Genomic DNA, 14,026 nt, shown 5'->3' with positions numbered 1-14,026 from the left:
CATCGCCGAGGCGCCACGACCATCCATAAAATCAATTGAAATCAATATCTTGTAATAACATGCAAAAACGCGATGCGGGCATAGCAACAACGCAATGGTCTCGCGCCGCCGGCGCTGACTACCGTGTCGACTCCAACAATCAAGGGATTCGATCATGGTCGCGTTTCTCATAGCCATGGCGGTGACGGCGTTCGCCGGCACGCTGGTCATCAAGAAATACCAACCGCAGACCGTGCTGCTGCTGGCCGGTCTGGCGCTGTTCGTCACCACGGCGCTGTTCTTCCCCGCCCAGTCGATCCTGTTCAAGGAGACCGAGACCAGCGGCTGGGCCGGCTTCGATATCTTCGAGTTCATCCACCAGATCATGTCCTACCGCCTGGCCGGGCTGGGGTTGATCATCATGGCCGCCGGCGGCTTCGCCAAGTACATGGACCATATCGGCGCCACCCAGGCGATGGTCAATATCGGCACCCGGCCGCTGGCCCGGATGCGTGCGCCCTATCTGGTGCTGGCGCTCGGCTATGCGGTGGGCCAGGTGCTCAATATCTTCATCCCCAGCGCGGCGGGGCTGGCCATGCTGCTGCTGGTCACGCTCTATCCCACCCTGGTGCGCCTCGGCGTCAGCAAGGCCTCCGCCGCGGCAATGATCGGGATGACCTCGGTGCTCGACCTGGGGCCGGCCTCCGGCACCGCCAACCTGGCGGCGCATACCGCCAACATGGACGTGGCGATCTACTTCGCCCAGTACCAGATTCCCGCATCGCTGTTCATCGTGCCGGTGATCTGCGTGCTGACCTACTTCAGCGCCAAGTATTTCGATCGCCGCAGCGGCCACGTGGTCGACCCCGACCCCACCGCCCATGCAGTTGCCGATGGCGAGTCGGAGGCCCAGCGCGTGCCCGGCTTCTATGCGCTGCTGCCGATCCTGCCGCTGACGCTGATCCTGGTCTTCAGCAAGCTGCTGATCCATCAGATCGAGATCGGCGTGGTGACCGCGATGATCATCGGCGCGGTACTGGGCCTGTTCTGCGAGATGGTGCGCAAGCGTCGTGAGCTGCAGGCGGTGTTCAAGGGCTTCATGACCTTCTTCCAGGGCATGGGCCAGATGTTCTCCTCGATCATCTCGCTGATCATCTGCGCCGAGTTCTTCGCCGCCGGTCTCACCGCCATCGGTGCCATCGACTTCATGATCGGCGCGGCCCAGGGCGCGGGCTTCGGCCTGTTCGGGATGACCCTGGTCACCTGTCTGCTGGTGGCGGTGACCGCGATTCTCACCGGCTCCGGCAACGCGGCGTTCTTCTCCTTCGCCGGACTGGCGCCCAACGTCGCCGCCGCCACCGCTGCCGGCCCGGTAGCGTTGTTGCTGCCGCTGCAGTTCACCGCCGGGATCGCGCGCTCGCTGTCACCGGTCTCGGGGGTGATCATCGCCGTCAGCGAGGCCGCCGGCTGCTCGCCCATCGATATCGTCAAGCGCACCGCGATCCCGCTGATCGGCGGGCTGATCGTGCTGTTCGTCTATACCGCGCTGTTCGTCGGTGTGAGATGAGCCGCGATCTTCCGCCAACCGATGGCCTGAACCTGCGACGTCGACCGACTCTGCACACCTTTGGCGAGAACCGACCATGAATACTGCTCAGCTTCCCGATTCGACCGACCACCTCTTTTCCCGCGACGCCACCTGGCAGGCGTGGCTGGAGGTCGAGCGTGCGCTGGCCCTGACCCAGGCCGAGCGGGGCATGATCCCTGCCGCCGCCGCCGCGGAGATCGAGCGCTGCGCGACCCTCGATCAGCTCGATCGCGAGGCGCTGGCCGCCGATATCGAGCGCACGATGTCGCCGGTGATGTCGCTGGTGCGGGCGCTGGCCGAACGCTGCGAGGGCGACGCCGGCGGCTATGTCCATCTCGGAGCCACCACCCAGAATGTCATCCTCACTGGCAAGATGCTGCAGCTCGAACGCTCGCATCGCTGGCTCAAGGCGCAGTTCGCCGCCCAGCTCGAATGCCTGGCGAATCTCGCCGAGCGCGGCGCCGAATGGCCATGCGTCTCGCGCACCAATCGCCGCCACGCTCTGCCGATCACCTTCGGCTACAAGGTCGCCGGCTGGATCGAGGAGCTGGAGCGCAACGTCGAGCGGCTGGAAGCGGTGGAATCCCGCGCCTTCGTGCTCACCTTCGGCGGTGCCAGCGGTGCTATGCATAGCTACGGCGATGAGGGTCAGGCGTTGGCGCAGGCGCTGGCCGCCCGGCTGGGCCTCGGCGTGTCGCGGGTTCATTCCCGCGCCGCCATCGACGGCCTGGTCGAGTACATCACCACGCTGGGGCTCTACGCGGCCGGCTGCGAACGCCTGGGTCAGGAGCTCTACACGTTGATGGCCAACGAACTCGAGGAAGTCAGCGAAAACCAGGGCGAGGAGGTGGTCGGCAGTAGCACCATGCCACACAAGTTCAACCCCAAGTATGCCGTCAATCTGCTGACCGAGGCCGGCGAGTTGCGCAGCCTGGTGGCACCGGCACTGGAGACCGCCCGCCCTTCCCACGAGGGCGATGCATCGTGCAATTTTCGCCTCTACAAGCTGCTCGACCAGGCCGGTGCGCTCGCCTATCGCGTCGCCGCCACCCAGCGGACGTTGTTGACCCGACTGGATCCCCACCCCGAGCGAATGCGCGAGATCCTGATGGATAACGCCGCACCGCTGATGTCCGAACACATCATGCTCGAACTGAGCGACGAGATCGGCCGCCAGCGCGCCCACGACCTGGTTCATGAGGCCATCGTCGCCAGCCGCGACGGCGCTCGCTCCTTTGCCGAGACACTGTTCGAGGACGACACCGTGCGCCGTCACTATGGCGACCGAGCCAAGCTCGAACGCGCGTTGGCTCCCGAGAACTACACCGGCCAGAGCCGCCAGATCGCGCTGGCGATGGCGGCCTCGGCCCGCGATCTCGCCGGGCGCCTGACTCGGGAACTCAAGAAAACCCACGCGTCGGAGCGCTGACAGCACGGAATGAGAACCACCCCACCGATGCCGAACGCCTCGGTGGCACAACGCCGCATCGACAAGAACGCATCGACAAGAAAAAGAGGAAGGATCATGCCAACAACACCAAGACGCTATCTCGGCCTCATGCTGGCACTGGGCGGCCTCGCCCTGTCGCCGCTGGCACAGTCGCAGACGTCCCAGACTCCGTCTCAGCCCTTGGCCACGGGCAGCCATGAGTCGACCCTCACCCTGCCGGAGAGCCAGCGCCGGATCGAGGTGGCCAGTTACGTCCCCGAAGGGGCCGACGCCAAGACGCCGATCGTGTTCGTGCTGACCGGCCTCAAGCGCAATGCCGAGGACTATCGCGACGCCTGGATCGACGCCGCCGACGAATACGGCTTCACCATCGTCGTGCCGCGCTTCTCCAAGCAGGACTATCCCGGCGTCGCGGGCTACAACCTGGGCAACCTGGTCAGTGCCGACGGCCAGCCCAATCCGCCCGAGGCGTGGTCCTACAACGTCATCGACGGTCTCTTCACCGATCTCGAGCAGTCCGGCCAGACCGAGCGCCAGCGCTACTACCTGTTCGGCCACAGTGCGGGCTGCCAGTTCGTGCACCGTATGCTGACCTTCGCACCGCAATCGCGGGTCCAGGCGGCCATCTGTTCGGCGGCGGGCTGGTGGACGCTGCCCGACGCCGACAACGAGTGGCCCTACGGGCTCAAGGACGCGCCGGTCGAGGTCGACCGTGATGCCCAGCGTCAGCTAGCCGGCCTGAATCTGCTGGTGGCGGTGGGCGCCGAGGATACCGACCCCTGGCACAAGTACCTGCGCCGCAGCTACCAGGCGATGGCCCAGGGCAACAACCGGGTCGAGCGCGCCTGGATCTACTACAAGACCGCCGAACAGAAGGCCAACCGCTACGGCTTCGACTTCAACTGGACGTTCCAGACCGTACCCGACGTTGGCCACGACAACGCCGGTATCGCCCCCTTCGCCGCCGAGCAGTTCGCTGCCTTCGAACGCGATGGCGCCTTCGATGTCGTGACCCCGGAGACACCGCCGGACAGCACGCGCTAGCGCTCACCTTCGCAACGCCTTTTCTGATCACTACCCCTCGTCCGCTCAGCGGGCGAGGCAGGAAACCTGTGTCCGCTCGATAGCCAGCGTCGAGCCGCGAGCGGCCGCGCCAGCAGCTCCCCCACAACATGAAAAACGACAGGAGTTCACCATGATCACGCCCCGCCACCGCAACATGCCCCGGCGATCCCGACTCGCACGCGCGCGCCGCCCCCTTTCGACAACAAAGTCTTTGCCGATAGCGACACCTCTAGCGGGCACCTGCACTTTGGCATTGACCCTGGCGCTCGCCGCGCCAGCCCAGGCCGACTTCCTGGCGGACAGTACCGCCTCGCTGGAGTTCAAGAACTACTTCATCACCCGCGACTACCTCGAGGGCGACCGGGACAACAACAAACGCGAAGAGTGGGCTCAGGGCTTCCTATTCCGGGCCGACTCCGGCTTCACCGAGGGTCCGATCGGCTTCGGCGTCGACACCATCAGCATGCTGGGCGTGAAGCTCGACTCGAGCCCGTCCCGTTCCGGCACCGGCCTGCTCGAGATCGACGACGACGGCCGCGCCGAGGACGACTACACCAAGTTCGGCGCCACCGCCAAGATCCGCGCCGGCGAGAGCGTGCTGCGCTACGGCTATCTCGAGCCGCGCCTCCCGTCGCTACGGCCCAATGCCAGCCGGCTGTTCACGCAGTCGTTTCTCGGCACCCAGATCACTTCCACCGACATCGACGGGCTAGAGCTGACGGCGGGCCAGCTCAACCGCACTCGGCAGCGCGACGAGACCGAGCACGAGCCGATGGCGCTGAATCGCAAGAGCGGCGCCTACGGCAGGGCCACCAGCACCCGCTTCCAGTTCGTCGGCGGGGAGTACCATCTCGGCAAGCGCGCCCGCCTCGGCTATCACTACGCGCAGTTGGAAGACATCTATCGCCAGCACTACGTGGGGCTGAGCGACGGCATCGATCTGGGTTTCGGGTCGGCTGGGCGCCGACATACGCTACTTCGACGCCAGCGAACAGGGCGCCGCCGAGGCCGGCGAGGTGGACAACCGAGCCGTCAGCACGCGGCTGCGCTATCGGCTGGACGGACACACCTTCAGCGGTGGCTATCAGTCCCAGTTCGGCGACACGCCTTTCACCTACCTGAGCGGTACCAACGTCTACCTGTTTTCTCAGTACCAGATCAGCAATTTCACCGAGACCGGCGAGCGAGTCTGGCACGCCCGCTACGACTACGACTTCAGCGATCTCGGCCTGCCCGGACTGACCTTCATGGTTCGCTATGCCATGGGCGACCAGGCCAGCGTCAACGGCTTCGACGGCGAGGCGCGGGAGTGGGAACGGGATGTCGACATCGAGTACATCGTCCAGGGCGGCATGCTCGAAGGGTTGTCGCTGCGCTGGCGCAACGCCTCACGCCGCGCCAACTTCACCCGCGACGTCAACGAGAACCGCATCCTGCTCGGCTACACCCTGAAGCTGTAACGGCAAAACCGCTTGATCCGGCTCAAGGGAGCAGCGTGACACCGTCACGGAACGCGCGGTCTTGCCGGCCGCGCGCCTCGAGCGTCTCGCGCAAGGCGTCGATGAAGCGCCGCGCGATGGGACGCTGCCCCGCCGGCGGCAGGATGCAGGCGTAGGTCAGGTCGGTGGCGGGCGTGATCGGCCGCATCACCGTGCCGCTGCCCTCGCCGTCAGATCCCGCGATAGCACCGCAACACGCCAGGTCGAGCAGCCCCAGCCCGAAGCCGGCCTCGACGAAGCGCGGCACCAACTGCGTCGAGCCGACCTCCAGCGCGATTCGGGGCTTTCGCCCGATCCCGTCGAACAGTCGATCGAGCCGCTGGCGCCAGATCTGCTGCGGCTTGAGCGTGACGAAGGGCGACTCCAACAGCGCCTCGACCGGCACCCGCTCGAGTGTTGCCAGGGGGTGGTTCGCCGGCATCAACACCTGGGTGGTCGCCTGCAGCAGAGGCTCCACCGCCAGCTCGACGATGGCGTTCTCCACCGGCAGCGAGAGCAGGCCGACGTTGTAGCGGCGCGATCCCACCTGGCGCTCGACGTCGAAGCGACTACCGATATCGATCTTGCAGTTGAGCTCGCGACAGCACTCGCGAAGGCGGGCGATCGCCGCCGGCAGCAGCGTGGCGCCGATGGGGGCGGAGGTGATGATGCGCAGGCTCTCGACCGTCTGCTGGCGAATCTCGCCGGCGATGGTGGGGATCTCCTCGACGGCATTGAGAATATGCTCGGCTTCGCGATAGAAGCGCTCGCCTTCCAGCGTCAGCAACAGTCGCTGGTGAGTCCGCTCGAACAGCGTCAGCTTGAGCTCCGCCTCCAGCGAGGCGATCAATCGGCTGGCGGCGGGCTGGCTCAGGTTGGCCGCCTGCGCCGCCGCCGACAGCGAACCGCGCAGGACGGTCAATCGAAACAGTCGGAGCGCCTTAAGATTCATGGGAAGTCGACTCTGCCAGGCCATCGGATCGAAGAGCCTACCAGAAGCCGGGAAAGAGACACTGCCGCTTTGGTGGCAGGCCGCCTATGCCGGGAGCCAAGGAGTCGCCCCCGCCGACGGTCAGCGCCCCAGGACGATCGCCGTGATCACGCCGGTGGCGACGGCAGCCAGCACGTAGTCGCCGTCGATGTTCAGCCAGCGGTGCCCTCGCGGCGGTTCCCGCAGATGCCGCGCGTGCCAGTCGCGAACCCAGTAGCGGTCATCGCGGTAGTAGCGGTCGGCGAGATGGCCGCCCTCGTGCCAACCGCGATGGTCTCGGTAGCCGTCATGGCCCCTGCCATGTCGATCGTGATGTTTATGGCCGTGAGGGCCTTTGCCGTGAGGGCCATGCCCTTTTCCGTGGCCATGGCCATGACCCGGATCGGCCTGGGCGATCCCGGCGGTGCCCAGCGCGGCGATCAGGACGCCGATGGTGACGACGCGATGTTTCATGGAACTCTCCTCTCATTGCCGTCGATGGCGAGATGGATCCAGCATGAGACGCCAATAAGAAAACAGTGTTCACGAATTGTGCATTCTGCTGACCGCCTATACAACGGGGCGCCAGTCAGGAGAGTCGGTGTGCAAACTGAGGCGGATCTCACTTAGCATGCTAATATCGCCAAACCCTCTCATTCTTCACCCGGACTTGCCGCCCGTGTCAGTGACCGTCTCCCAATCCGCAGCACCTACGCCCTGGCCCACCATCATTCTGCTGGCGATGACCGCCTTCTGCGCCTCCGCCACCCAGCGCATCCTCGATCCGATGCTGCCGCGCCTCGCCGAGGTCTATACCACCACCCTGAGCGCCGCCTCCTGGGCCATCACCGCCTTCGCCATCGTCTACGGCTGCCTGCAGTTGGTGCTGGGGCCGAGCGGAGACCGTTACGGCAAGCTGCGCGTGATTTCACTGTTTTCCCTGCTCGCCGCCGTGGCCAGCTTGCTGTGTGCCTTGTCGGGAAGTCTGGCCACGCTGATCGCGGCACGCATGCTGGCGGGCGTGGGGTGCGCCGCGGTCATCCCGCTGGCGATGGCGTGGATCGGCGACAACGTCCCCTACGAGCAGCGCCAGGCGGTGCTGGCACGCTTTCTGATCGGGCAGATCTGTGGTTTGGCCTGCGGCCAGACGTTCGGTGGGCTGGCGGCGGAACAGGATTGGTGGCAGTGGCCGTTTCTGGTCTATACCCTGCTGTTCGCCGCCGCCAGTGGGCTGCTGTGGTATCGCGCCGGACGTCACGAGCGGCCCCAGGGGCGCAAGCCGGAGTCGCTCGGCGTGAGCCTGCGTCACGTGCTGCAGAAGTCCTGGCCGAGGGTGGTGCTGATCGCGGTGTTCTGCGAAGGCGCCGCGGTGTTCTGCGGTTTCGCCTTCGTCGCCAGCCACCTGCATGTCGTCGGCGGACTGCCGCTGACCGAGGCCGGGATGATCCTGGCGGTGTTCGCGCTCGGCGGCTTGAGTTTCGCGCTGCTGGCACGGCGACTGGTGCCGAGACTCGGCGAGAGCGGGCTGTGCCAGCTGGGCTGCGTGCTGATCGCGATCGCACTGGCCGCCATCTGCCTGAAGCCGACACCTGGCGTCGCCGTCATCGGCTGCTATCTGTTCGGGCTGGGCTTCTACATGCTCCACAACACACTGCAGACCACCGCCACCCAGATGGCGCCGGAGCGACGTGGCGCTGCCGTCTCGCTATTCTCCACCGCCTTCTTCACCGGGCAGTCGCTGGGTACCGCCGTCGGCGGCGGCATCATCGCGCTGTCCGGTACCACGCCGACCCTGGCCCTCGCCGCCGTCGCGGTACTGCCGGTCGGCTTCGGCTTCGCCTGGCAGATCCGTCGGCGCGACCGGGCCCTGGTGCCAGCCTGATCTCCGTACGCCCCCCGCGGCTCGTCATCTATGGCGCCAGGGCCGCAGTGCGATAAGCTGCCGGACTCGATGCCCCATCCGCTGGCCCGGAGGCCGACTCGATGACGATCGCCACGCCACAACAGGTTCTCGACTTCTGGTTCGAGGCGCTGACTCCCAAGGACTGGTTCCGCAAGGACACGGAGCTGGATCGCGCCATCGCCGAGCGCTTCGGCGAGACGCTGGCCGCCGCCGCGCATTGCGAATGCTGGCGGTGGCGCGAGACGCCTCCCGGCCGGCTGGCGGAAATCCTGGTACTCGACCAGTTCTCGCGCAACGTTCATCGCGACACCCCGGCCGCCTTCGCCCAGGATCCGCTGGCCCTCGCCCTGGCGCAGGAGACGATCGCCGCCGGCGATGACGCCAGGTTACCCACGCCGCAGCGGATCTTCGTCTACATGCCGTTCATGCACAGTGAGTCGCTGGCGATCCACGACCGGGCGACCGGGCTGTTCGATCAGCCCGGGATGGAGGAGCAGGTCCGCTTCGAGCAGCGCCACCGCGAGATCATCGAACGCTTCGGCCGCTACCCGCATCGCAACGCGATCCTGGGGCGAAAATCGACACCGGAGGAGATCGAGTTCCTGCGTCAGCCGGGCTCGTCGTTCTAGCTTCGCATCGTGCTAGCTCAGGATGAAGCCCACGCAGGCTGCCGTCGCCAGCCCCATCACGCCGTTGAAGACGCGCCACGCTCGTGGCGTCTTCAACAACCTGCCGATCGCCATGCCGAAACCGGCCCAGCACGAGATGCAGAAAAACCCGACGAACTCCATGAACAGTGACAGCACGGTCGCGTTCACGATCAGTGATCCCTGGTGCGGCATGAACCCGGCGATCAGCGCGATACCCATGACCCACGCCTTGGGATTGACGAACTGGAACACCGCCGCCTGCCATGCGGTCAGCGGTCGCGCGCCCTCCCTGGCAGCCAGGTCCGGTGGTGGCGCTGTGGCGATCTTCCACGCCAGGTAGAGCAGGTAGATGGCGCCGATGACCTTGAGCGCCTGCTGAACCACCGGAAAGCGCTCGAACAGCACGCCGAGCCCCAGCGCCACCGCCATGAACAGCACGAAACAGCCGGCCATGATGCCGAAGATGTGCGGCAGCGTGCGGCGATAGCCGTAGAGCGCGCCGGAGGCGGTCAACATCACGTTGTTGGGGCCGGGCGTGCCGGTCATCGAGATCGAGAACAGCGCCACCGAGAACCACCAGGCCAGCGAGGTCATTGGCCACCGCCCGGCGCTTCCGCCCAGGTCAGGGTGAAGCGGCGATTGCGCGCGCCGCGATTCTTGATGCTGGCGACCTGGATCGGGCCGACCTCGGCGGTGGAGGCGACGTGTGTGCCACCGCAGGGTTGATAGTCGACGTCGCCGATGCGGACCATCCGGATCTCGCCAGCGCCGCGTGGCGGTGCCACCGACATCGTCTTCACCAATTCGGGCCGGGCGTCGAGCTCGGCCTCGCTGATCCACTCGCTGGTCACCGGATAGTCGGCTGCGATCAGCGCATTGAGCCGCTCGCTCAGCTCCTCCTTGTCGAAGCTGGCCTCGCCGAGATCGAAATCGAGCCGGCCACGATCGGCACCGATGCTGCCGCCGGTGACGCCATGGGGAACGACGACGGACAGCAGATGCAGCGCGGTGTGCATGCGCATGTGGGCGTAGCGCAGCGCCCAGTCGATCTGCTGGGTGACGCTCTGCCCTGCCTCCAGCCCATGGTTCGGGTCGAGCAGGTGATGGACCTGCCCGTTGGCGCCCTTGCGCGTGTCATGAACCGTCAAGGTGCGGCCATCGGCGGTGATGAACACACCCCGGTCCCCCGGCTGTCCGCCACCGTGGGGATAGAACAGTGTGGCATCCGTCACCACCACGCCGTCTTCGCCAATTGCCCCTGTCGTCGACAATACGGTCGCCAGGCTTTCCCGGGCGTAAGGCAGTTCGCGGAACATCAGGGCGGTAGACATCGGAGACCTCTCGGAGAACCGTTTCTCAAAATCGTATGGGTACAATTTATTGACTTTGCGGCCCAAAGACCGAACAATTCGAGCATAAACCGCCTAATATTCCGGTCAACTCGATTTTTGTCACCATGACAATTTGGATTCCCGTTCTACCTGGGCAAGGCCCGCGCTACCGCGAACTGGCCGATGCCATCGCCACCGCCACCGCCAGCGGCGAACTGACGGCGGGCGCCAAGCTGCCGCCGCAACGGCGCCTGGCGGACGCCCTCGGCGTCACCGTCGGTACGGTCACCCGTGCCTACGCGCTCGCAGAACAGCGCGGGGTCGTCACCGCACGTGTCGGCAGCGGTACCTATGTGCGCGATACGGGGGCGCCCCATCCGGCTTTCGATCATGTCCGCCGCGCCGCGCCGGACAGCGGCATCGTCGATCTTAGCCTGTCGCTGCCGCCGCCCCACCCGCGACGCGAAGCATCGCTGGCCAATGCGATGCGCTCGATTCAGCACGATCCGGCGCTGTTGCGGGCGGCTATCGACTATCAACCGGAGGCCGGCCAGGAGTGGCAGCGAGAGGTGATCTCGGGTTGGCTGGCAACGCTGGGCCGCGCCGTCCCGGCGGATGAGCTGTTGATCAATCAGGGCGGCATGCATGGCATCTTCCTGAGCCTCAGCGCCCTGCTGTCGCCCGGCGAACGGCTGGCAGCCGAGCGCCTGACCTATCCGGGCCTGATCAGCGGCCTGCAGCAGCTGTCGCTGAAGAGCGTGGCGATCGCCCACGACCAGGAAGGCATCGACATCGATGCGCTGGCGCGTGCTTTCGAACAGCAGCCGTTTCGCGCGCTCTACCTGATGCCGGACTGCCATAACCCCACCACCGCGAGGCTGAGCGAGACCCGCCGTCATGCCCTGGTCGCCCTGGCCCGGGAGCGGCAGTTCTGGCTGATCGAGGATGACATCCACCCCCAGCTCGATGACGAACCGGTGACACCGCTCTATCGCCTGGCCCCCGAGTGCACGGTGACGCTGTTCTCGGTCGCCAAGCTGCTCGGCGGCGGCCTGCGCGTCGGCGCCATGCGCGCGCCACCGGCGCTGCAGGGGCGATTGACGGCGGCACTGCGGGCGCAGAGCTGGATGCCGCCGCCGCTGATGGCCTCGCTGGTCTGCCGCTGGATCGAGAGCGGCGACGCCGATGCACTGCTGCAATGGCAGCGCGAAGAGCTCGAATGGCGCTTTGACCGCGCGATGGAAAGGCTGGGCGAGTTCTCCCCGCGTGGGCATCGCGGCGGATTCTATCTGTGGCTGCCGCTACCGGGCGAGCTGCGTACCAGCCATGTGGTGAGCCAGCTCCAGGCGCAAGGAGTCAACGTCAGCACGGCCGAAAGCTTCTGCCTCGGCAGCGTCAGCGCGCCCCAGGCGATCCGTGTCTGCATCAGCGCCGCCGAGAGCCGCGAAGCGCTGGAACACGCCCTGCGGATCATCGCCACGACGCTGGGTGATCCGGATCCGATGCTGTGGCAGACGGTTTGAAACACTGACCGCGGCCCGGTCGTGAGTCATCGTCACACCGGCAGCGGGCGGCTCTCCGCCAGCGCCTCCATGGCGAAGTAGGAGGTCACGGTGTCGATCTCGAAACCGTCGATCAGGCGCTGGTAGATCAGATCGAAGGCACCGATGTCCCGCGTCACGATCTTGAGCATGTAGTCGTAGTCGCCGCCGATACGATAGAAGTCGATCACTTCGGGAATCCCCAGCACATGTTCGCGGAACGCCGCCAGCCAGGTCCGCGAGTGGCTACGGGTGCGAATCATGGAGAACACCACCAGCCCGAATCCCAGCGCCTGACGGCTCAGTACCAGCCGCCGAGCCTCGATCACGCCCGCCTCCTCGAGCTGTTTGACCCGCCGCCAGCAAGCGTTCTGGGAGAGATTGACCCGCTCCGCCAGCTCGCGCTGGGAGAGCCCGGGACGCTGCTGCAACGTACGCAGAATAGCGAGGTTGAAATGATCTAATTTGGCGTCGCTCATGGTGTCAAATCACTCGCGCAATGATTGATTAACGGGTCATATCGAGAAATCTACCTGCTCGTGTCGAGATATCATAGCCGGACTCGCTGAACACTCGCGCTCCCCTTTCCACACCCTCCCCTTCCCACACCAAGGTGCCGCCATGACGACGCTCGCCGATTTTCGCCGCTCCCTGTCCGGACCGGATCTGCTGACCCGGCTGCGGAAAGGTCTGATCGGCAACGACATGCCGTTCGTCACTCCCTTCGGCGAACGGCGGCTGCTCTACGCCGATTACGTCGCCTCCGGCCGTGCGCTGCGCCAGGTCGAGCGCTTCATCAGCGAAGAGATCCTGCCGTTCTACGCCAACTCGCACACCGAGGCTTCGCACTGCGGGCAGACCATGACCCGGCTGCGCCAGGAGGCGCGGACGCTGATCGCGCGGGAGCTCAACGCCGAGGATTGCCACGTGGTGTTCAGCGGCAGCGGCGCCACCGCCGGCATCAACCGGATCGTGGCGCTGCTCGATATCGCCGCCCGCGTGCGGCGTGGCGAGCGGGTCAGCGTGCTGGTCGGCCCCTACGAGCATCACTCCAACCTCCTGCCGTGGCGGGAGAGCGGCGCCGTGCTGGTGGAGATTCCCGAGGGCGACGCCGGGGGGCCGGACACCGTGGCGCTGGAGCGGGCGCTGGATACCGTCGCCGGGAGCGATCTGATCGTGGGCGCCTTCTCGGCCGCCTCCAACGTCACCGGGATCGTCAGCGACGTCGACGACATCACCCGGCGCCTCAAGCGACGCGGCGCCCTGGCGGTGTGGGACTACGCCGGCGGCGGCCCCTACCTGGCGATGGACATGGCGCCCGCGCCGGACTGCCGCAAGGATGCCATCGTCTTCTCGCCGCACAAGTTCGTCGGCGGCCCTGGGGCGTCCGGCGTCATGGTGGTCCGCGACACACTCGTTCACCGCCGCACACCGTCGCTGCCCGGCGGCGGCACGGTCAGCTTCGTCTCGCCCTGGACACACCACTACAGCAGCCGTCTCGAAGCCCGCGAGGAGAGCGGCACCCCCAATGTGGTCGGCGACATTCGCGCCGCGCTGGCACTACTGGTCAAGGCGGCCATCGGGCTGCCCGAGATCGCCCGGCGCGATGCCGAGCTGCGCCGACGCGCGCTCGCCTGCTGGGCCGACGAGCCGCGGCTGGAACTGCTCGGCCGCCAGGACGTGCACGCACTGCCGATCTTCTCCTTTCGAGTGCGCGACGATGCCGGCAACCGGATCCATCATCAGCTCTTCACCCGCATGCTGTCCGACGTCCACGGCATCCAGGCTCGCGGCGGCTGCGCCTGCGCCGGCCCCTACGCCCACCGCCTGCTCGGCATCGACGCCGCGGCCTCCAGAGCGCTGGTCGAGCGGCTGGGCCAGGGCCACGAGCTGGAGAAGCCCGGCTGGATACGGCTGAGCCTGAACGTTCTGCACGACGACGCCCAGGTGGCGCGCATTCTCGACGGCGTGCTGACTCTGGCGCGGGAGGCACCGGCCTGGGCCCGTCACTACCGCGCCGATCCGGCCACCGCACGCTTCCAGGTCGACACCGCCGGGGGATGACAGCCCC

13 protein-coding genes and 1 pseudogene are annotated in these 14,026 nt (G+C 66.4%); 9 read left to right on the top strand and 5 right to left on the bottom strand.

What is annotated here, in order from left to right; all coding sequences use genetic code 11:
• Window positions 1-154 precede the first annotated feature (154 nt).
• From dcuC to F0A16_RS22325, 5 genes and pseudogenes are all read left to right on the top strand, one after another.
• Window positions 155-1,546, top strand: coding sequence for a C4-dicarboxylate transporter DcuC (gene dcuC / locus F0A16_RS10215; protein ID WP_149435279.1), 1,392 nt, complete (start codon window positions 155-157; stop codon window positions 1,544-1,546).
• A gap of 76 nt (window positions 1,547-1,622) precedes the next feature.
• The gene (locus tag F0A16_RS10210; protein ID WP_149435278.1) at window positions 1,623-2,996 is read left to right on the top strand and encodes a lyase family protein; all 1,374 of its coding nucleotides are present in this window, start codon (window positions 1,623-1,625) and stop codon (window positions 2,994-2,996) included.
• Between the two features lie 96 nt (window positions 2,997-3,092).
• Window positions 3,093-4,061, top strand: a complete 969-nt coding sequence (locus F0A16_RS10205) for an alpha/beta hydrolase family protein (protein WP_149435277.1) — start codon at window positions 3,093-3,095, stop codon at window positions 4,059-4,061.
• Window positions 4,062-4,212: 151 nt separating this feature from the next.
• Window positions 4,213-5,019, top strand: a pseudogene (locus tag F0A16_RS22330) (OprD family outer membrane porin); the annotation flags it as partial.
• A 1-nt stretch (window position 5,020) separates the two neighbouring features.
• Window positions 5,021-5,542: an OprD family outer membrane porin gene (locus F0A16_RS22325; protein ID WP_187775968.1), complete on the top strand. Its 522-nt coding sequence runs from the start codon at window positions 5,021-5,023 to the stop codon at window positions 5,540-5,542.
• 22 nt (window positions 5,543-5,564) lie between these two features.
• Here F0A16_RS22325 and F0A16_RS10195 read toward each other — a convergent pair whose 3' ends face one another.
• Both F0A16_RS10195 and F0A16_RS10190 read right to left on the bottom strand, forming a co-directional pair.
• Window positions 5,565-6,512 carry a LysR family transcriptional regulator gene (locus F0A16_RS10195; RefSeq protein WP_187775965.1) on the bottom strand — a complete coding sequence of 316 codons (948 nt, stop codon included), beginning with the start codon at window positions 6,510-6,512 and terminating at the stop codon, window positions 5,565-5,567.
• 120 nt (window positions 6,513-6,632) lie between these two features.
• Window positions 6,633-7,004 carry an RcnB family protein gene (locus tag F0A16_RS10190; RefSeq protein WP_149435274.1) on the bottom strand — a complete coding sequence of 124 codons (372 nt, stop codon included), beginning with the start codon at window positions 7,002-7,004 and terminating at the stop codon, window positions 6,633-6,635.
• Window positions 7,005-7,209: 205 nt separating this feature from the next.
• Between F0A16_RS10190 and F0A16_RS10185 the strand changes: the two genes are divergently transcribed.
• Both F0A16_RS10185 and F0A16_RS10180 read left to right on the top strand, forming a co-directional pair.
• A complete protein-coding gene (locus F0A16_RS10185; protein WP_187775964.1) occupies window positions 7,210-8,412 on the top strand; it encodes an MFS transporter in 1,203 nt (400 codons plus the stop codon).
• A 101-nt stretch (window positions 8,413-8,513) separates the two neighbouring features.
• Window positions 8,514-9,062, top strand: coding sequence for a DUF924 family protein (locus F0A16_RS10180; protein WP_149435272.1), 549 nt, complete (start codon window positions 8,514-8,516; stop codon window positions 9,060-9,062).
• Window positions 9,063-9,074: 12 nt separating this feature from the next.
• Here the strand turns inward: F0A16_RS10180 and F0A16_RS10175 are convergent, their stop codons facing one another.
• Entirely contained in the window at window positions 9,075-9,677 is a 603-nt protein-coding gene (locus F0A16_RS10175) for a LysE family translocator (protein WP_149435271.1), read from the bottom strand.
• Entirely contained in the window at window positions 9,674-10,414 is a 741-nt protein-coding gene (locus F0A16_RS10170) for an alanyl-tRNA editing protein (protein ID WP_149435270.1), read from the bottom strand. Before F0A16_RS10170 ends, F0A16_RS10175 begins: the two co-directional genes overlap by 4 nt.
• A 125-nt stretch (window positions 10,415-10,539) precedes the next feature.
• Between F0A16_RS10170 and F0A16_RS10165 the strand changes: the two genes are divergently transcribed.
• Window positions 10,540-11,937 carry an aminotransferase-like domain-containing protein gene (locus F0A16_RS10165; RefSeq protein ID WP_149435269.1) on the top strand — a complete coding sequence of 466 codons (1,398 nt, stop codon included), beginning with the start codon at window positions 10,540-10,542 and terminating at the stop codon, window positions 11,935-11,937.
• Between the two features lie 32 nt (window positions 11,938-11,969).
• Here F0A16_RS10165 and F0A16_RS10160 read toward each other — a convergent pair whose 3' ends face one another.
• A complete protein-coding gene (locus F0A16_RS10160) occupies window positions 11,970-12,434 on the bottom strand; it encodes an Lrp/AsnC family transcriptional regulator (RefSeq protein ID WP_149435268.1) in 465 nt (154 codons plus the stop codon).
• A 142-nt stretch (window positions 12,435-12,576) separates the two neighbouring features.
• Here F0A16_RS10160 and F0A16_RS10155 point away from each other — a divergent pair, with 142 nt between their 5' ends.
• Complete coding sequence (locus F0A16_RS10155) at window positions 12,577-14,019, top strand: aminotransferase class V-fold PLP-dependent enzyme (RefSeq protein ID WP_149435267.1); 1,443 nt, start codon at window positions 12,577-12,579, stop codon at window positions 14,017-14,019.
• Window positions 14,020-14,026: the final 7 nt, after the last annotated feature.

This window comes from Salinicola corii, assembly GCF_008298015.1.
GTDB lineage: Bacteria > Pseudomonadota > Gammaproteobacteria > Pseudomonadales > Halomonadaceae > Salinicola > Salinicola corii.
The sequence above is the reverse complement of the archived record's forward strand: the minus strand, read 5'-3'. Positions and strand labels throughout refer to the sequence as shown.